We start from the raw sequence: 19,719 nt of genomic DNA on the forward strand, positions 1-19,719 counted from the left end.
CCTTTGCTTCTGATTTACTATGTTCTGTTATAAGTTATTATTATTAATTTTGCACCCTAAATTTTTTATATTTAATAATGAAGATATCATTTAACTGGTTAAAGAATTATATTGAAACAGGGCTTTCTGCTCAGGAAGTTGCTGATTTATTAACTAGCTCTGGACTAGAAGTAGAATCAGTTGAAAAATTTCAACCGGTAAAAGGTGGTTTGGAAGGCCTGATTATTGGAAAGATATTAACAAAGGAAAAACATCCAGATGCAGATAGATTAAACCTTACTACTGTTGATGTTGGACAGGGGGATCCTTTGCATATTGTATGCGGAGCATCAAATGTTGATACCGGCCAAAAGGTTGTAGTAGCCACGGTTGGAACAACTTTATATCCAAGCTCTTGTGAGCCTTTTCAAATAAAAAAATCCAAAATTAGAGGAGCCGTTTCAGAAGGAATGATTTGTGCTGAAGATGAAATTGGACTAGGAAATTCTCATGAGGGTATTATGGTACTTGCTTCAGATGCAAAAGAAGGTACTTTGGTATCTGATTATTTTAAAATAGAAAATGATTTTGTATTTGAAATTGGCCTTACCCCAAACAGGGCAGATGCTACCTCTCATATAGGTGTAGCCAGGGACTTGGCAGCAATTTTATCAATTAGTGAAAATCGAGATATTTTTGTGAAATTACCTGATGTAATTGATTTTAAAATTGATAATCAAGATTTTAAAATTTCTGTTGAAATTGAAGATAAAATGGCTTGTCCACGCTATTCAGGAATAACGATTACAGGAATAAAGGTTGAACAATCACCTAAGTGGTTGCAGCAAAAATTAAAAGCTATTGGACTTAAACCAATAAATAACATTGTTGATATTACGAATTTTGTTTTACATGAAACCGGTCAACCTTTGCATGCTTTTGACGCTACACAAATTAAAGGAAATAAAATCATTGTTAAAAAAGTAGCAGCAGGCACTAAATTCAAAACTCTTGATGATGTAGAAAGGCAAATCAATGCACAGGATTTAATGATTTGTGATTCGCAAGGGCCATTGGCCATTGCTGGTGTTTTTGGTGGAAAAGATTCTGGTGTAAGCGAATTAACTACAAATGTTTTTTTGGAAAGTGCTTATTTTAACGCTGTTTCCATTCGAAAGACCGCAAGAGTTCATGGGCTTAAAACCGATGCTTCATTCCGGTATGAAAGAGGTACAGATCCCAATATTACCGTATTTGCACTTAAGCGCGCAGCACTTTTAATAAAACAGATTGCAGGTGGACAAATTTCATCGGAAGTTGTGGATGTGTATCCTGAAAAAATAGAAAATTTTAAAATTCAATTATCGTATAAAACCACCGATAGTTTGATTGGTAAAACAATCGACAGGGAAATAATAAAGCGAATCATAAGGGTTTTGGGCATTGAAATCCATGCAGAATTTTCTGATGGGCTTTCTCTTTCTGTTCCTCCTTTTAAGGTTGATGTTACACGAGAAGTTGACCTTATTGAAGAAGTATTGCGCATTTACGGATACAATAACATAGAAATCCCCCAACAGGTAAGAGCTTCACTCACTTTTTCACAAAAACCTGATAAGGATAAAGCAAAAAACATTGTTTCTGATTTATTGAGTAATAAAGGCTTTAATGAGATCATGAGCAATTCCCTTACTAAGATAAATTATGTAGGTCTATTAAGTGATTTGGATGAAAAAGAGAATGTAAATATTCTTAATCCCTTAAGCAGTGATCTTGGTGTTATGCGAAGAACCTTGATTTTTGGTGGTCTTGAAGCATTAGCTTACAATATAAACCGAAAAAATGCAAACCTTAAATTCTATGAATTCGGGAAAACATACAAAAGAAAACAAGATCACTCAGGCTATGATGAAAAGCAAATGTTAGCTCTTTTTTTAACTGGAAGTAAAAACCCCGAAAGCTGGAATATAAAAGAGGAACCAGTAGATTTTTATTACTTAAAAGGTTTTATTCAAAGTGTTTTTGAACGTTTGGGCCTAGAGTACTTAAGTGGAGAAAGCGAAAACACTGCATTTTCATACGGCTTGAGGCTTTTCTCAAAAAAAGAAACGATATGTGAATATGGTGAATTGAACAAAAAAGTCCTAAAGGCTTTGGATATTAATCAACCTGTTTTTTATGCTGAAGTTAATTGGGACCTAATTGTTTCATTGCTTGAAAAAATAAAAACAAATTTTACAGGAATTCCAAAATTTCCTTTTGTTAGAAGAGATCTTGCCCTGTTAATTGACAAAAATGTTAAGTTTCAAGACATTGAAAAAATCTCCTTTCAAAGTGGCAGGCAACTGCTAAAAGAGGTGAATTTGTTTGATGTTTATGAGGGGGAAAAACTTGAACCAGGCAAAAAATCTTATGCAGTCAGTTTTATTTTGCAAGATCCTGAAAAAACCCTTACAGATGTCCAGATTGACAAGTTTATGGATAAACTGCAGAAAGATTTTCAGGAAAACCTTGGTGCAACTCTAAGATAAAAATTTAATAATTTTTATACATCCTTTGATTTAAGTATAATTTCCCAAAAGATTCCTCTCGATTCAATTTTTTGAACTCAGCTAAATATTTAAATGCTTTCTGAAGAAGTAATGGATAGAAAACCTGTGATGAAAACAAAAAGAGTGTGCCCGGAATGTAAAATATTTCAACAAGAACAAAGAGTTTAATTTAAGAAGAAATTTTTTAAATATTCTTTTTGCTGTTTATTTTGATGTAAATTTACTTTCTTAAAAAATTAATTTATGTTTAAAAACTTACTTTTATTAATTGGCTTTTCCTTGAGCTTCTTGACTTTATTCGCTCAAAATAATGTAGGGATTGGCACCAATACTCCTCATCCTACAGCAATTTTAGACTTACTTTCCTCTGACAAAGGTTTATTGGTTCCTCGAATTTCAGCCGTTAATCGTTTGGCTATATCTTCTCCAGCAAATGGTTTGTTGGTTTTTGATACAGATTCAGCATGCTTCTTTTATTTTAATAGTACTGTTCCTACTTGGGTCTCTTTATGTCAGGCTGGAGCAGTTGGTGCTACGGGACCACAGGGTGCACAGGGAGCAACAGGATCTACGGGAACTCAAGGTGCATCGGGAGTAAACGGAGCAACAGGTATTCAAGGTCCCACAGGAACTACAGGTATGCAAGGGCCAACAGGAGCTACAGGAAGTGCCGGTGTTGCAGGGCCTCAAGGTCTAACAGGAACAGCAGGAGCTACAGGGGCTCAGGGCGTAGCTGGAATTAACGGTGCTACAGGAGCTCAAGGAACTACAGGAAGTGCCGGTGTAGCTGGGCCTCAAGGTCCAACAGGAAGTGCTGGAACAACAGGAGCTACTGGGGCTCAGGGCCTAGCAGGAATTAACGGTGCTACAGGAGCTCAAGGAACTACAGGAGCACTTGGATCGACAGGTTCAACTGGTACCACAGGCCCAACCTGGACCCTAGCTACCTTGGAATACAACGCAAATGGAAATATAGTATTGAATGGAACTACAGGTTCTGGAGGCCCTATTACATCAACAAATGCTGCATGGACAATCTTAGGTAATGCTGGTACAAATCCATCAACTAACTTTCTAGGTACATCAGATAATGTTGACTTGGTTTTTCGCACTGGAAACAACGATAGGATGAGAATTAAATATAATTTAACTTATCCTGTAATAGGCATAGGAACTAATTTTCCGATTACTAATCTTATTCCAGGTGCAAACTCATCCGTTTTACATTTACATGATATGGGAACTTCCACTTTCTCTCAATTTATATTAAGTACTCATGGCACTGCAAATGGATTAAGGGCGGGGGTAATAAATTTTGCTGCAACTCAAGCAGTTAATGATAGAAGATCTGCATCAATTGAAAGTTTTTTAACTGCCTCATCAGTAACTAATGTAACAGGAGATATTCGTTTTTTTACAAATAACAATAATTCATTTACAGAAAAAATGAGAATTCTGTCAACAGGAAATGTTTCCATTAATCAGAATGTTCCGGTACTAAATGATGTTTTTTCAGTTTATGCCTCAGGGGCAGCTGGAGCAACAAATACTGTTGGAATTTATGCAATAAATGGATATAGTATTACAACTGGAATTGGAATTTATGGGGAAAATACAGGTACTGGCACAGGCGTTTATGGCGCTAATTCTGGTGCATCTGGAATTGGAGTCCGTGGATTCTCATCAGGAACTACAGCTATAGGTATCTACGGTACGAATAATTCCACAGGAACAGGTGTCTATGGCTTAAGTACTTTAGCAGCAGGAACAGGAGTAGTAGGTCTTGCCAATGGAGGAGGTGATGGAATATTTGGAAGCACTACTTCAGCTAGCGCAATGGGTCTGTGGGCAAGAAATAGCCATGCAAATGGAACAGCTATGCTAGCAGCTGGAAATAATGTAACATCGTTTTTTTTAAATTCTGGTTCAGGAATAGCAGCTAATGGGAAAGATTTTGGAGTATATGGTTTTGCCCAAGGAAGTACTGCTGCAACTTCTGCTGGAGGATATTTCAGGGATAGTTTAAATGCTGCAAATATGACCCATTCATGGGTAGCTGCATATAGTGCAGGCACAGCCTATAAAGTGCTAGGCCCGGGAGCAGCATCAACAATTGTTAAGGATTTAAGCAATAACAATGTAGTTATGTTTTGTCCAGAGGCCCCAGAAGTGTTGTTTGAAGATTATGGTTTTTCAGAAATTATTGGAGGGAAAGCAACAGTTCATTTAGATCCATTATTTACCAAAAATGTTGTTATTAACCAAAATCATCCTTTAAGAGTATTTATACAATTAGAGGGTGAATGCAATGGTGTATTTGTAACAAATAAAACTGCCTCTAGTTTTGATGTAGTAGAGTTAAATAGTGGCAATTCTAGTGTAAAATTCACGTATAAAGTGGTAGCTAATAGAGCAGATGCATATGAAAATGGTGTTTTGTCATCGAAATTTGAAAATTTAAGATTTCCTGCTGCACCAGAAAAAGCACAAACGAATTCTTACACAAAACCATTTCCCGAAATTCCTAATTCTCAACTAAAAGAATAATTAAGGTATTGAATGCAAAAAGATCTTATCGAATAGAAATTTTTCTTTTTCTTCTGGATTAAATATAGCATTTTTTAGAATGATGTAAAGGTAATTTACCTTTGTAAATTATTGAATACCATTTTAAGTTCAAAGAATGTACTCAACATTTTATCATTTCCGATTTTATTTCTTGAAACAAAAACCTGCCGAGATAGTGTAATTTTATAATTACAGGATTTTTTGATAAATTTAATAGGAAAGAATTCTTGTTAAATGAAATTAAAACTGTTGCTTTTGGTGTCTTTTATTGTACTGTTTTCGAGCTGTAAAAAGGACATTCAAAAACTAATTGATTGCAATGAGAAGAGTTTGTATAAACTAACAACATTTAATGTTGGGGTTGCTGTTAGCTATGATAAAATCATAAACAATGAAAGATACAAAGAGATAGTTAAATCCCAGTTTAATAGTATTACTCCTGAATATGCAATGAAAGCAGAATTTATTCATCCTGAAGAAAATGTTTTTAATTGGGATGAAGCAGATCAACTTGTTGATTTTAGTATTAAAGAAAACAAAAGCTTTCATGGGCATGCCCTAATCTGGCACAATCATTTGCCGCATTGGATGGAAAACTATACCGCAGATTGGAACATTATGTTCAGAAATCACATTATTGCCTTGGTAAGTAGATATAAAGGAAAAATTAAAGCATGGGATGTTGTAAATGAGGCATTTGAAGATGATGGAAGCTTAAGGAACACAATTTGGAAACAACATATTGGAGAGCATTATATAACCCTTGCATTCCAATATGCAAGCCAGGCAGACCCTGATGCCCTTCTTTTTTATAATGATTACAATCTTGAATCAAAGCCACGTAAAATGGAAGCCGTATTAAAAATGGCAAAAGAATTAAAGTCATTGGGAATTCAAATACATGGAATAGGAATGCAAATGCATGTTTCATTTGAATATCCAACAGATAGACAAATTCAAAACGCAATTAAATCTTTTGAGCAAACAAATTTAAAAGTTCATATTTCTGAACTTGATGTTGTTGTAAATTCAAATACCAAGGTAGAGGATCCAACTTTCCATTTAATGAAAGAGCAAAAAAAAAAGGTCAAGATTATTGTTGAAGCCTTTAATAAATTACCATCTGAAAATAAATACGGAATTAGCATATGGGGTGTTTCTGATGCAGATACATGGGTTAGAAAGGAATTTGGACGAAAGGAATGGCCTTTGTTGTATGATGAGAATTATTCAATTAAACCATCTTACTGTGGTTTTGTTGAAGGGTTAGAATAATAACTCAAAAGGAATCCTCAAAATTAATGAAATTCTTTTATCAATTCTTGGTTTGTTTAATAATTAATAAAAACATACATATAGAAACCTTTGTTTAACCATTTTTACCCTGGAAAATCTATTGTAGAATATTCTTAACTTTGCACTATGAGGATTATAGTCAATATGTTTTTTTTTCTTTTGCTTTTACCAGGCATGGGAATATATGCTCAATGTTCCCTTTATGAAGTTCCTCTATCCCGAAGAGTAAACTCCGCATCATTGATTATTGAAGGTAAAGTTGAAGAAAAAAAATCTTTTTGGAATCCTGAGACTAAGAGGATATATACCTTAAATAAAATTGAAGTATTTAAAGTATTTAAAGGAAGCAATTCTTCAGCCTTTATTCAAATATTAACAGAGGGAGGCGTGCTAGAGAATGAAATGCTTTTTGTTTCTGATTTTTTATCATTAGATATAGGCAATGTTGGAGTTTTTGTATTGACATCATCAAAATTGCCAGGGGTAATTAATTATTATTCAGATCAAATTTTTGAATCCGTGGCTTCAAAACAGGGTTTTATTAAATATAATCCAGAAGATATAAGTGCTACGGATGTTTTTAATAAATATACCAATGTAGAAAAAAAGCTTTATCCCTTGCTTTCATTAAAAAATCAATATAAAATAATAAAAGCATTTAATATTGCAGAGTTAAGGGATGATCAAAATAATTCATCCCGTATGATTCCATTAATTACTGGTTTCTTACCAATGGGTGTTTCTGCAGGAACAAAAGAATTGTTAACAATTCAGGGAAGTGGGTTTGGAAGTAGCAAGGGAAGCGGAACTGTAGGATTTAGAAATGCAGATGATGGTGGAGCTAGTTTTGTTGAACCTTTGCCACATCAATATATAAAGTGGACGAACACTGAAATAGTAGTTGAAGTGCCAGAAGATGCAGGAACAGGGAGAATTAGGGTAACGCAACAAACTACAGCTACAAGCCAGGTCACTTTGGTTGTTTTATTTTCCCGAATTAATTTGATAGATAACGATAAAGCTTATCCTGCTAATATGGTTAGTAATAATCCAACCGGAGGATATGTTTGGCAAATGACAGAATTATTCGATCTTAGCAAGGCTGCAGGAGCTGCTTTTAAAAGGGCTTTTAACACATGGAAATGCAATACTGGCATAAATTGGCTTATTGGGGATGTAGCAAAAGTTGATGTAACAAAAAGAGATGATATTAACATTATTCGTTTTGCTGCTTTCAATGAACTTCCTGAAGGTGTACTTGGTACAGCTTTTAGTTATTATTCCTCCTGCCAGGAAGGAAGGTGGTATTTAAGTGAAATGGACATCGTGTTTGCTCCAGGAGTAAACTGGCATTATGGAACTGAAATGCCCGGGCCTTTTCAAATAGACATGCAAACAATTGCCTTGCATGAACTTGGACATGCGCACCAACTGGGCCATGTGATTGATCCAAGTGATATTATGCACTTTTCCTACAATCAGGGAACACAAAACCTGGTTTTGAATGAAAGAAATATTGAGGCCGGAAATCTTGTAATGAATGAGAGTACAACAATGAAGATTTGTAGTTTTGAGCCTATGGAAAAAATCCCTTTGGGAATATGTGAAATTTCAGAACTTTCCCAATTAAATTTCAAAGGTTTGGCAATAGCTCCAAATCCTGTAAGAAGTATGTTTAAAATAAAATATACTTTGGCTGAAAAAGCTGCTGTAAGTATTGAGATCTTAAATAATCTTGGGCAAAAAGTACATGTTGTTTTTTCTGAGAATCAAACAATCGGAATTTATGAATATGAAGTAAATTTGGATGGATTAAATATGGCAAATGGCATCTATTATTTGAGGGTTTACCTTAATGATGTTAAATTTAATTATAAGATTGTTAGGATTTAGCCGGAAAACAAATTTAATTGTTTTTAATCCTTCACCTATCCGGCCCAGTTTTGCCTATCCAGGCTCCTGAATTGTATTGCCTCTGCCAGATGCTGATTCTGGATACTTTCACTTTTTTCTAAATCAGCAATGGTTCTGGCTACTTTTAATATTCTGTCATAAGCCCTTGCTGATAGGCCAAGCCTTTCCATGGCAATTTTTAATAGTTGCTGTCCTGCTGCATCTATTTTGCAAATTTCTTTTAATAACTTTGAGGTCATTTGGGCATTGCAATGGATACCATGGGCATTTATGTATCTTTTTTCCTGGATTTCACGCGCCAATATCACTCTTTCCCGTATAGTTTCACTTTTTTCAGGAATTCTTTGATCAGTTAATTCATTAAAAGATACAGGGGTAACTTCAATATGTATATCAATTCGATCTAAAAGTGGGCCTGAAATTTTATTCAAATACCTTTGGACCACACCTGCAGCACAAACACACTCTTTTTCAGGATGGTTGTAATAACCGCAAGGACAAGGGTTCATGGAAGAAACAAGCATGAAGCTTGCGGGATATTCTACAGAAAATTTTGCCCTTGAAATTGTGATTAATCTCTCTTCTAATGGCTGGCGCATTACTTCCAGTACTGTTCTTTTAAATTCGGGTAATTCATCCAGAAACAGCACTCCATTATGAGCAAGGGAAATTTCACCAGGTTGAGGATAGCTACCCCCTCCAACAAGTGCCACATCCGAAATTGTATGGTGTGGAGAACGAAAAGGACGTGCAGTTATAAGAGAGGATCCTTTGCTCATTTTTCCTGCCACAGAATGTATTTTTGTTGTTTCTAATGATTCCTGTAAATTTAAAGGAGGAAGAATAGTTGGAAGTCTTTTAGCAAGCATGGTTTTTCCTGCTCCTGGAGGGCCTATTAAAATAACATTATGTCCACCTGCTGCCGCAATTTCCAATGCTCTTTTTATGTTTTCCTGGCCTTTTACATCTGAAAAATCAAATTCAATGGTGTTTAAGCTGGAATAAAACTCATCCTTAATATTTATGATGGTTTTTTCCAATTCAAGGTCTCCATTGAAAAAATCTATTACTTCTTTAATGTTTTCAACTCCCAATACTTCCAGGTTGTCTACAACTGCTGCCTCACCTGCATTTTGTTTGGGAAGAATAATTCCTGTAAAACCTTCATTACGGGCATTAATGGCAATTGGCAAAACTCCTTTAATGGATTGCAATCCTCCATCCAGGGAAAGCTCCCCCATGATCATATATTTATGCACATTTTCTGCTTTTATTTGTTCTGAAGCTGCCAGAATACCAATTGCAAGGGTTAAATCATAAGCAGAACCTTCCTTTCTTATATCTGCCGGAGCCATATTTATGACAATGCTTCTTCCCGGGATTTTGTAGCCATTGTTTTTCAAAGCGGCATCAATTCTTTGCTGGCTTTCTTTTACTGCACTGTCAGGCAATCCCACCATTAAAAAATTTACTCCCTGCCCAATATTTACTTCTATTGTAATTGTTGTTGCATTTACCCCAAAAACGGCACTTCCATATGTTTTAACCAGCATTTTTTTTCGTATTTAAAAAAATATTTTCCAAAATGATTTACTCCTTTATAAAAATAACATATTAAAATCAATAAGTGAATTTTACTTAAATTTTAGATAATCAATTATGAAAAGAACCGAACAATCATTAAATTAGCCAACTTGAATGAATTTAAAACTGAAAATTTCATGAAAAAACTTTTACTAGCAGCCCTATTGTTTACCTCATTTTCTTCCTTTGCTCAAAAGGACATTGAGGTTAATTGTTATCAGAAATATGCAAAAGTTTTTGAAGAAAGAGGTGCTGAAAATATTCCTGATGGATGGTATGAAGATGTTATTATTTCTATTCGCTATGGTAGCAATGCCGATTGTTATCTTGGGAAAGTAAATGTTGTTGAGGGAAGGGTAGTAGTAAAAGAAATGCAGATAAAATTTCAGGATGGTTCCTATGAGTTTGTCAAAAGAAATTACAAACATGATTTTCCTGTTTCAATTGTAGCAGGTATTTCTAAAACCCTTGTTACACTTGAAGATGAATTGATTAATATAATGTTTGTAAAGCATGTAAAGCCAAAGAAAAAAGCCTACGAAAGAGCACCCGAGCCTACGTTTGACTTTTAAATATGAACAAATTCCAATTAGCCCCCTGGCAAAAAAAAATTCATGAAATAATTTATGAAGCCGATACGCCTGCTGGTAAATTTTTTGATGTAGCACTGCTCATCCTGATTTTCATCAGTGTGCTTACCATTGTTCTTGAAAGCGTTGAGTCGGTTAGAATAAAATACGGTGAAATCCTTTTCGTAATTGAATGGTGCATTACTATAATTTTTACCATTGAATATTTTTTAAGACTGATAAGTGTTGGCAAGCCTTTTAATTATGTTTTCAGTTTTTTTGGCTTAGTTGATCTTGTAGCCTTTCTTCCTGTTTATATTGCAATAATTTGGGCTGAAACCCATTATCTTGGAGTTGTTAGAATTTTGCGAATGTTAAGAATATTCAGGATTTTTCAAACTCTCTAAGTATACTTGGGCATCAAAGGTATTGATGTTATCATTGAGGCAGAATAGAGCGAAGATTACTATTTTTTTTATAACAGTTTTTACAATAGTTACCATTATGGGGGCTTTGCTATACGTAATAGAAGGGCCTGAACATGGTTTTGTAAGCATACCTACAGGGATTTATTGGGCTATTATTACTCTTACTACAGTGGGATATGGTGATATAGTTCCAGTTACTCCAATTGGAAAATTGATAGCATCTGCAATTATGATAATGGGTTATTCTATTATTGCTGTTCCAACTGGCCTTGTATCTATGGGTATTGCAAATATTGACAAAAAAGAAATCAGTAGGCAAGCTTGTTGGCAATGTTCAAAGGAGGGACATGACATTGATGCAATGCATTGTAAATATTGTGGCGCAGTTTTAAATCCCCTGGATGATAATAAATTCTAAGAAAGAGGTGATTTAATAAGTACTTTTTTTTCTTTCCTTCGCGTAAATTCAGCTTTGCCACTATCTAAAAAAGCAATGTATTTTTCGATATCCGTGTCATATGCAGTAGGCTCATTTAATAATTGTTCATTGTTATCAAGAAGAACATAAAGTGGCTGAGAGTTGGTTTTAAAACGGGTAGTTTGTAAATCACTCCATTTATTGCCAATAGTTTTTATTTTCTTACCGGTAACAGGTGAAATATAAATTTCTTCCTGGGGGAGTTTAGTTTTATCATCCACGTAAAGGGATACCAAAACATAATCATTTTTGAGTCTTGTTAAAACCCTTGGATCGACCCAAACCTGTTCCTCCATTTTGCGGCAGTTAACGCAGGACCATCCAGTAAAATCAACCATAAGCGGTTTGCCCTGGCTTTGGGCATATGCAAGGGCCAAATCATAATCCTTAAAACAAGGAAGGTTTAAAGGGCATTTGCTTTTGTCGATACCTTCAACAATAGCCTGGTTTTCATCCTGGGAAGAAGATGAACCATTAATATTCCAGCCCTCGGAGTAAAAGGAGGGAGGAGGAAAACCACTGATTATTTTTAATGGAGCTCCCCACATTCCCGGAATCAGATAAACTACAAAGGAAAAAGTGAGTATAGACAAAAATAAACGGGGAATGCTTACATGTTTTATATCACTATCGTGTGAAAACTTAATTTTTCCTAAAAGATAGAAACCAAGTACAATGAAAATAATTATCCACAAAGCAATGAAAACTTCACGTGTTATAATTCCCCAATGCGAAACCATATCTGCATTAGAAAGGAATTTAATGGCAAGGGCTAACTCCAATAAACCCAGTACAACTTTAACGGAATTCAGCCAGCCTCCCGATTTTGGTAATGAATTAAGCCATCCTGGAAAAGCTGCAAAAAGTCCGAATGGAAGTGCAAGTGCAGTTGAAAAGCCAGCCATTCCAACCAATGGCCCAAGATTATTGCCTCCTACAGATGCCTCAACCAAAAGGGTTCCAATTATTGGGCCAGTACAGGAAAACGAAACCAGGGAAAGAGTAAATGCCATGAAGAATATTCCAATAAAGCCACCCCTGTCTGATGCAGAGTCGGCTTTGTTTATCCAGGAAGCTGGCAGGGTAATTTCAAATGCGCCCAGAAAAGAAATTGCAAATACAATAAAAATCACAAAAAACAGTAAATTCATCCAAACATTACTGGCAAAGGAATTCATTGCATCAGGGCCTAGAATCTTAGTTATAATAAATCCTAAGGCTACATAAATAACAATAATGGAGGCTCCATAAATTAATGCATTACCAATTCCCTGCATCCTTGTTTTACTTTTTTTAGTAAAAAAACTTACGGTAAGTGGTATCATAGGGAAAACACAAGGTGTTAAAAGCGCGAGAAAACCCCCAAGGAAACCTGCAATAAAGATTCCCCAAAAGGATTTTGCCCCTAAAGTATTTGGCTGGGTTCCCAGGTCTGAATTTTTTATTGTTGGTAAGGGATCTTTTCCTTGTTCAATTTCAACCACCTGAATTGTATCCACTTTAACCTGAGGTTCAACATCAGCAACTTCTGAATTGTTAGCTAGAGTAAAGCCATCTACAGCAAAACTAAATTCAATTTCTTCTGGAGGAAGACATTTTTCATTATCACATACCATAAATTCAAGCACTCCCGATATTTTGAATTTTTCAGTTGAAATTGCTTTTATCTTTTGAGTAAATACTGCTTTGTTCTTGAAATATTTTAATTCAATTCCAAAATTAGAATCAAATTCATTAATGGACTTCCCCTCTAATACTTTGCCATTAAGTTTAAATGAGGGAGATTTTTCAATATGAAAGGATGTAGGAATTGGTCCGTCTTCATATTCCTGTTGAGAGTAGAGATGCCAACCGTGATTAATTGTTGCAGTGAAAATTAATTCTCTTTCTGATTCATTTATGTTTTTAACAGAAAAGTCCCATTTTACGGGAGCATACATTTGGGCTGAAGCAAATTTTGCAGTAAAAAGGATTGAAATAAAAACGAATAAATTAATTAAGTATCTTCTCCTCATTGTGTTTTAATCTTTTTTTAGGCCAAAAATAACAAATTCTAACCAGTAAAAAACCCAAAAATGTGCATTAATATTGCATTGCCATTGTTTATTAAATACTAATTTCCTCCCCTGGCTTAAGATTGAACCTTTTTCTAAAATAATGTGTAAGAATATAAAAAACAGGAGTGTCCAACAAGGCCACCAAAACTTTAAATAAAAAACCATTAATAAGTAAATCAGTAAATTTTTCCCAGGCAATTACCTTTGCAAAGGATAAAAGAAGCAGAACTGTTGCAGTGTCCACCAATTGGGAAACAATTGTAGAGCCGTTATTTCTTAACCACAGATGTTTTCCTTTTGTAAGCTTTTTCCAGAAATGAAAAAGCCTTATATCGATAAGTTGTGCAAGCAAATAGGCCATCATGGATGATCCTACTGCAATTATAGTTAAACCAAAAACCTTACTGAATTCAACATTGTTTAATGGAGACCATGCAACTGCATCTGCTTCATTGGCAATGTACACCACCAGAAGTACGAATAAACTGGAAAACAAACCAGCAATAACAACTTCATTTGCTTTTTTTCTTCCATAAATTTCTGATATAAGATCTGTAATTAAAAAAGTGATGGGATAAGGCAGGATTCCTACTGATAATTGAAAATCATAAATTCCAAAAGGATTCCAGGAGAAAAATTTTTGAAATATTAAGTTGCTTAGTATAAGTGAGGCGATAAAAACACCAGATAATATAAGATACATTCGGTTGGCAAATACCGTATTGTTTTGGCTGAATGTGATTGTTTGCATTTTTTAACAACGTGAAAATTAATAAAAACAGAAAAGGCAATGTTACTTAAACATTGCCTTTTCTGTTTTTATTTGAAATTTTTTTAATAGATGTTTATCTGGTGAATTCTATGAATAGGAATAAAAACTCCACCTTTTAAAATTATATTTTTTTCGGTGGTTGCCCAAATGGTTGTTTCAACCTTTTTAATACCTTCCTTATCTTCAAAAATAATTTTTATTTTTCCCCTTTCTGCGTTTCCAAGCTTGGTTGCTCGTTCCAAATCGCTCCTTCTTATTTTAATATCATCGCCAGAGCTTAAAACCTCTTTGGCAGGGAAAAGCAGGTTTGAAATATCTTCTTTTTGAACCAATACGGGTGAATTTGTAACGTTTTCCATAAGCCAGGGGGGTGTTTAATTATTAATCAATTTAAATACTTTAACGGGGGATTTCTATTTCAGTTACACAAGAATTAATGCTATTTGCAGAACAGTTGTTATTAGTGAGTTTTTTTTACTTCTGCTTGATATACCTGTTCTGTTTCTTTTGAAATTTTAAACCTATTGTCAAGTCTGTGGCCTATAATCCAAGCAATGTCATTTCCTGATTGCAATACATAAACCTGTTCTTTATCAATTACTGATATTTTCAAATCAATTAAAAAATCACTGATTTTTTTATACCCAGTCATCCCCAAAGGTATAAATTTATCTCCAAGTTTCCATTTTCTTATTTGCAATGGAAACTCAATTTTAGCCAAATCAAGAAAGGCAATTTCAGGTTTAGCAATGATTTTGAAAGCATCGTTTTTTTTAATTTTTATAAATTCAATATTAAAAGGGGAATCAATCTTTTGTGTATGCTCCTCAATTAAAGTTGCTTCAACTGGTTTTATCTGAGGAATTGGGGAAATAATTAGAAATTCCCTATCCTTTACAATACGGTGGCTGGAGGAAAAAAATTGTTTGCCAGAAATTGAATCGAAAGCAGAAATTATTTCATTTACTGATTCTATATTAAAATTAAATGGGGATAGAAATTCATACAACCAGGTTTGTAGGGGATCTAATTTTTTCAATTCATCAATAGCTAAAGAATAGGAAGCATCAGTGGCTGATTTAAATAGCAGTTTTCTTTTTTTTTCTTCAATAGCCTGCATGAAAATTTGATTGGCCTGTTTTAACCTGTAAATTTCATCCTTTACGGTTTTTGTTATAGAAGGATTTATTTGCTTCATAAGGGGAATCAGGTTATGCCTAACTTTATTTCTAATGTATTTTGAAGATGAATTGCTGCTATCCTCTCTGTAAATTAAATTTCCTGAATGTATGAATTGTTCAATTTCATTTCTTGAAGCAAACAATAAGGGCCTTACCAAATATCCTCTTTTGGGATTAATTCCTGCAAGTCCTGCAAGTCCTGTTCCCCTTAATAAATTAATGAAAAATGTTTCCACATCATCATCACTATGATGGGCAACTGCAACATGTGAATATTTATGTTCCATCCTTATTTTTTCAAACCAATCATAGCGTAACTTGCGTGCTGCCATTTGGGTTGATACTTTAGAAGATGCTGCTACTTTAGACGTTTGGAACTGGATGCAAAAAAAAGGCACATTGTATTTCAATGCAAGTTGTTTTACAAATTTCTCATCTTCTGCAGATTCTTCAGCCCTTAATTGAAAATTGCAGTGGGCAATTCCAAAATCAAATCCGGCAATGAAGAAAAGCTCACACATTGCAACAGAATCCATGCCTCCGCTTACACCGAGCAAAATTTTATCCTTTTTTGAAAAAAGCTTATGTTGATGAATATAATTTATGAATTTTTCCTTCATTAATTTCTTTAAAAAGATACTAATTTACTGATAATACAATAAACGAGATAAATAATTTATTATTAGATAAAACAATTGCCCTTTTGGATGAAAAATTAGTTCAGGCTTTATATTTTTTTAAACTTTTTCTGTATAATTTAAGGCCATAAAAATTGCTTTTGCCTTTAACATGCATTCTTCATATTCTTTCTCTGCATCTGCATGAATTGTTATTGCACCACCAATCATAAACGAAAGGTATTTGTTAAGTGAATTATACAATATGCTTCTGATTACTACATTAAAATCAAAATCGCCATCGGGTGTAATATAACCAACGGATCCTGAGAACAGCCCTCTTTTTGTTGTTTCAAATTCCTCAATTATTTCCATTGCTCTTACTTTTGGCGCACCAGTCATTGAGCCCATTGGAAATGTGGTTTTAAGAACTTCTGTAAATCCTAACCCAGGTTTTAATTCTGAACTTATTGTAGAAATCATTTGATGAACCTGGCTGAAAGATTTTATTTTGAACAATTCCTCCACATTTACACTTCCCCTTGATGCAGTGCGGGAAAGGTCGTTTCTTACAAGATCAACAATCATAACGTTTTCACTTTTCTCTTTTTGACTTTCCCTTAACTCTTTTATCAGGATTAGATCCTCTGTTGGATCAACTCCTCTTCTAATTGTTCCCTTTATTGGTTGAGATATAATTTTATTTCCGATCTTTCTCAAATACCTTTCAGGGCTTGCACATAGCAGGAATTTATTATTGTGGTGAAGGTAGCAGGAGAAAGGCATGGGTGATATTTCATTTAACCTAAAGTAGAAATCAGCAGGCTGGAAATTTGTATTCTTAGAATAAAATTCCTGGCAAAAATTCATTTCATAAATATCTCCCTTTTGTATATGGGTTTTAATTCCTTTTATTTTTTCAATATATTCCTGTTTGCTTATTTTTTGCGTAATTTTTTGTATTGGTAAAAGTTTTAATTGCTGGGGTTTTTGGTGTTCTTTCTTTAATAAATTAATGAGCACAGTTACCTGTGCATTATTATCTTTATTGTCATGAAATTGAATGAGAATTTCCCCCTCTTTTACCAGCATTAAAAATCTTGGCCTGAAAAAATAGATGTCAGGAAAATCAAGAAAATCAGGGTTGTTGGAATTTAAGTGCTCCAGCCTGTTTTTTAACTCATAGCTTAAGTAACCAAACAGCCAGTCTTTTTTTTGATTGTGATAATTCTGAAGTCCCTCAAAAATATCGCCTGATGTTTGTGTGAAATCATCAATTGTATCAGCAGCAATAACTTGGTCATATTGCTCAGGCCAATCATTGCTGTTTAATACCAAATATGTTTTTCCTTGAAAATGCTTTTCTAAAGCAGTGAGATAACCTTCTTTTACAGGAAGAGTAATTACTTTGCGTTTCATTTTTTTCGGATAATCATCAATCCATCTCTAATGGGGAACAAAACATTTTCAACGCGTGTATCTTTAATAATGGCTTTATTAAACTCCATAAGTGCTTTTGTGTCCTTATCCATTTTTTCAGAAGGATCAATAACCTTCCCGCTCCATAAAACATTGTCAGCAATCAAAAAACCTCCTGGCTTTACTTTATCGAAAACCAGGTTGAAATAATTAAGGTAATTTTCTTTATCTGCATCAATGAAAACCAAATCGAAAGTAATATTTAAGGTTGGAATTACATCAAGTGCATTTCCAATAATATATTGAGTTTTGTTCTCCACACCAGCTTCATGTAAGTATCTTCTTACCATGGCTTCAAGTTCCTCATTTATATCAATAGTATAAATTCTTCCTCCTTCTTTTAAACCCTCAGAAAGACAAATTGCAGAATAACCTGTATAGGTTCCAATTTCAAGAATGTTCATAGGATTTATCATCCTGCTGAACATACTAAGTGCCCTTCCCTGAAGATGACCCGAAAGCATTCTTGGGATCAGTATTTTTGCGTTTGTTTCTCTGTTGAGTTTTACTAAAATTTCTGGTTCAGCACTGGTATGTTCCAATACATATTCTTCTAATTTTGGGTCTAAAAATTCCATAATTATTTAGCTAAATATGTGAGACTGCTGAATTCTTTTTCATTGAAAATTTCATTTGCAACGCTATGCAACTCTTCAGCAGAAATATTTTCTATTTTGGAAAAAATATCCTTCAGTGTTTCCACTTTTCCTGTATAAAGCAAGCTTTTGCCAATTGCCAGCATTAATCCGGCTTTGTTTTCCTGGGCCATGGCTATTTGTCCAATCAACTGTTTTTTTCCATAATGCAATTGCAGGGTTCCTAATTTTTTTTCACTGAATTTGTAAAGTTCCTTTTTTACCAAGTTTATCGTTTTATCTAAAAATTGATTGTCTGTTCCAAGGTAAACACTAAATAAGCCGGTATCAGAATAGGCTGAATAATTTGATTCAAGATTATAGGTGTATCCATACTTTTCTCTGATTGCAAGATTAAGCCTTGAATTCATTGCCGGGCCACCAAGCATATTGTTAAGCAGAACCAAAGGTATTTTCTTTTTATTCTTTCTTGAATAGGCAACATTGCCTAAAGTGAAATGAGCTTGAAATGTTGTTTTTTTCTGTACCTGAACATTGGGTTTGTAGCCTTTGAATATTTTTCGCTGGTATAAATTCTCCTTTTCTTTAATATCTGCTAAGTATTTTCCTGCTAATTTCTCTACATAACTTGCCTTGAAATTACCAACAACACTAAAAACAATTCTATGGGGAGTATAATGTTTTGCAATAAAACTCAATACGTCCTCCCTTGTAAAATTTCTAACGCTTTTGATTGTTCCCAATATATTTCTACCCAATGGATGTCCCCTGAAAATTTGATCCTCGAAATCATCAAAAATTTGTTCAGAAGGACTGTCAAGGTAGGAGTTGATTTCATCTATTATTACATCTTTTTCTCTTTCAATTTCCTTTTCAGGAAAAACCGAATCAAAGGTTATATCTTTTAAAAGCTCAAAAGCTCTTTCAAAATGCTCTGTTAAAAAGGAGGCAAATATGCATGTTGATTCCTTGGTTGTATAAGCATTAATTTCTCCTCCCACAGCATCAAGCCGGTTTAATATGTGAAATGCTTTGCGCTTTTTTGTGCCTTTAAAAAGAACATGTTCAATATAGTGGGCAAGGCCCTGTTGGTGATCATCTTCATCCCTTGAACCTACATCAATCAGGAAGCCGCAATGAGCAACAGTAGCATCTGGTGTTTCCTTATGCACTATTCTAATGCCATTGGAAAGAGTAAAAATGTTAATGTCTTTCAAATTGTTTTTTTTTGCAAAGGTAATAATTCAGTCATGAACTATTAATGTAAAAATCTTCCTTTTCAAAAACTATTTATAGCATTAAATCTATCCCCAAATTGTTCTTAAAGTTTTTTAATTTAAAGATTTTTTGTATTTATTTATTGGAGTATTTTGGGTTATGTTTAACCAATTGGTTTTTAATTGGAAACAATTTAAAAGGAATTAATTAACCAAATAAGAAAATTTTTATACATTTTTTGAGAATATTAGCTGATTATTTAGAGATAAATTCTGATTAAATACAATTTGAGAATAATAGAAATCTTCCTATTAGTGTCTCCTTTGTTTTGTTTCAGAGGATGCCTACTGTAACATTTAGAGGATTTCAACGTTCGAATGTTTATAAATACTTGATTTCTATTAATTAATGCCTAGCTATTCTTTGCAATT

General features: G+C 34.0%; 13 protein-coding genes and 1 pseudogene. 6 read left to right on the forward strand and 8 right to left on the reverse strand.

The genetic code is table 11. The features are described 5' to 3' along the window. Positions 1 to 77: 77 nt before the first annotated feature. From H0V01_07175 to H0V01_07190, 4 genes are all read left to right on the forward strand, one after another. Positions 78 to 2,510: a phenylalanine--tRNA ligase subunit beta gene (locus H0V01_07175; protein MBA2583151.1), complete on the forward strand. Its 2,433-nt coding sequence runs from the start codon at positions 78 to 80 to the stop codon at positions 2,508 to 2,510. Between the two features lie 264 nt (positions 2,511 to 2,774). Next, positions 2,775 to 5,078, forward strand: a complete 2,304-nt coding sequence (locus tag H0V01_07180) for a collagen-like protein (protein ID MBA2583152.1) — start codon at positions 2,775 to 2,777, stop codon at positions 5,076 to 5,078. A 255-nt stretch (positions 5,079 to 5,333) separates the two neighbouring features. Then, the gene (locus H0V01_07185) at positions 5,334 to 6,374 is read left to right on the forward strand and encodes an endo-1,4-beta-xylanase (protein ID MBA2583153.1); all 1,041 of its coding nucleotides are present in this window, start codon (positions 5,334 to 5,336) and stop codon (positions 6,372 to 6,374) included. 147 nt (positions 6,375 to 6,521) lie between these two features. Continuing rightward, positions 6,522 to 8,288 (forward strand): T9SS type A sorting domain-containing protein, encoded by a 1,767-nt coding sequence (locus tag H0V01_07190; GenBank protein MBA2583154.1) that lies wholly within the window; start codon positions 6,522 to 6,524, stop codon positions 8,286 to 8,288. Positions 8,289 to 8,323: 35 nt separating this feature from the next. Here the strand turns inward: H0V01_07190 and H0V01_07195 are convergent, their stop codons facing one another. Further along, the gene (locus H0V01_07195) at positions 8,324 to 9,862 is read right to left on the reverse strand and encodes a YifB family Mg chelatase-like AAA ATPase (GenBank protein MBA2583155.1); all 1,539 of its coding nucleotides are present in this window, start codon (positions 9,860 to 9,862) and stop codon (positions 8,324 to 8,326) included. A gap of 168 nt (positions 9,863 to 10,030) precedes the next feature. On the opposite strand from H0V01_07195, the gene H0V01_07200 reads away from it, so the two are divergent. Further along, on the forward strand, positions 10,031 to 10,465 hold the full coding sequence (locus tag H0V01_07200) for a hypothetical protein (protein ID MBA2583156.1): 435 nt from the start codon (positions 10,031 to 10,033) through the stop codon (positions 10,463 to 10,465). A 2-nt stretch (positions 10,466 to 10,467) separates the two neighbouring features. Further along, positions 10,468 to 11,308 (forward strand): annotated as a pseudogene (locus H0V01_07205) (ion transporter). Here H0V01_07205 and H0V01_07210 read toward each other — a convergent pair. The 7 genes from H0V01_07210 to H0V01_07240 all read right to left on the reverse strand — a co-directional run bounded on the left by H0V01_07210 (position 11,305) and on the right by H0V01_07240 (position 19,278). Next, the gene (locus H0V01_07210) at positions 11,305 to 13,383 is read right to left on the reverse strand and encodes a thioredoxin family protein (GenBank protein ID MBA2583157.1); all 2,079 of its coding nucleotides are present in this window, start codon (positions 13,381 to 13,383) and stop codon (positions 11,305 to 11,307) included. The pseudogene H0V01_07205 and the gene H0V01_07210 overlap by 4 nt on opposite strands. Positions 13,384 to 13,474: 91 nt before the next feature. Beyond that, the gene (locus H0V01_07215) at positions 13,475 to 14,176 is read right to left on the reverse strand and encodes a queuosine precursor transporter (GenBank protein MBA2583158.1); all 702 of its coding nucleotides are present in this window, start codon (positions 14,174 to 14,176) and stop codon (positions 13,475 to 13,477) included. Positions 14,177 to 14,259: 83 nt separating this feature from the next. Then, entirely contained in the window at positions 14,260 to 14,556 is a 297-nt protein-coding gene (locus tag H0V01_07220; protein MBA2583159.1) for a hypothetical protein, read from the reverse strand. 101 nt (positions 14,557 to 14,657) lie between these two features. After that, on the reverse strand, positions 14,658 to 15,998 hold the full coding sequence (tilS, locus tag H0V01_07225; GenBank protein MBA2583160.1) for a tRNA lysidine(34) synthetase TilS: 1,341 nt from the start codon (positions 15,996 to 15,998) through the stop codon (positions 14,658 to 14,660). Positions 15,999 to 16,115: 117 nt separating this feature from the next. Next, positions 16,116 to 17,414, reverse strand: a complete 1,299-nt coding sequence (locus tag H0V01_07230) for an anthranilate synthase component I family protein (GenBank protein ID MBA2583161.1) — start codon at positions 17,412 to 17,414, stop codon at positions 16,116 to 16,118. Continuing rightward, positions 17,411 to 18,052 carry an O-methyltransferase gene (locus H0V01_07235; protein ID MBA2583162.1) on the reverse strand — a complete coding sequence of 214 codons (642 nt, stop codon included), beginning with the start codon at positions 18,050 to 18,052 and terminating at the stop codon, positions 17,411 to 17,413. Before H0V01_07235 ends, H0V01_07230 begins: the two co-directional genes overlap by 4 nt. Before the next feature lie 2 nt (positions 18,053 to 18,054). Then, a complete protein-coding gene (locus H0V01_07240; GenBank protein ID MBA2583163.1) occupies positions 18,055 to 19,278 on the reverse strand; it encodes an insulinase family protein in 1,224 nt (407 codons plus the stop codon). Positions 19,279 to 19,719: the final 441 nt, after the last annotated feature.

The sequence above is a fragment of the Bacteroidota bacterium genome (assembly GCA_013696965.1).
Taxonomy (GTDB): domain Bacteria; phylum Bacteroidota; class Bacteroidia; order JACCXN01; family JACCXN01; genus JACCXN01.

Excerpts from the sequence above, each read along its gene's own strand:
- H0V01_07175 (MBA2583151.1), top strand. The coding sequence starts at position 78 with ATGAAGATATCATTTAACTGGTTAAAGAATTATATTGAAACAGGGCTT.
- H0V01_07180 (MBA2583152.1), top strand. The coding sequence starts at position 2,775 with ATGTTTAAAAACTTACTTTTATTAATTGGCTTTTCCTTGAGCTTCTTG.
- H0V01_07185 (MBA2583153.1), top strand. The coding sequence starts at position 5,334 with ATGAAATTAAAACTGTTGCTTTTGGTGTCTTTTATTGTACTGTTTTCG.
- H0V01_07190 (MBA2583154.1), top strand. The coding sequence starts at position 6,522 with ATGAGGATTATAGTCAATATGTTTTTTTTTCTTTTGCTTTTACCAGGC.
- H0V01_07195 (MBA2583155.1), bottom strand. The coding sequence starts at position 9,862 with ATGCTGGTTAAAACATATGGAAGTGCCGTTTTTGGGGTAAATGCAACA.
- H0V01_07200 (MBA2583156.1), top strand. The coding sequence starts at position 10,031 with ATGAAAAAACTTTTACTAGCAGCCCTATTGTTTACCTCATTTTCTTCC.
- H0V01_07210 (MBA2583157.1), bottom strand. The coding sequence starts at position 13,383 with ATGAGGAGAAGATACTTAATTAATTTATTCGTTTTTATTTCAATCCTT.
- H0V01_07215 (MBA2583158.1), bottom strand. The coding sequence starts at position 14,176 with ATGCAAACAATCACATTCAGCCAAAACAATACGGTATTTGCCAACCGA.
- H0V01_07220 (MBA2583159.1), bottom strand. The coding sequence starts at position 14,556 with ATGGAAAACGTTACAAATTCACCCGTATTGGTTCAAAAAGAAGATATT.
- tilS (MBA2583160.1), bottom strand. The coding sequence starts at position 15,998 with ATGAAGGAAAAATTCATAAATTATATTCATCAACATAAGCTTTTTTCA.
- H0V01_07230 (MBA2583161.1), bottom strand. The coding sequence starts at position 17,414 with ATGAAACGCAAAGTAATTACTCTTCCTGTAAAAGAAGGTTATCTCACT.
- H0V01_07235 (MBA2583162.1), bottom strand. The coding sequence starts at position 18,052 with ATGGAATTTTTAGACCCAAAATTAGAAGAATATGTATTGGAACATACC.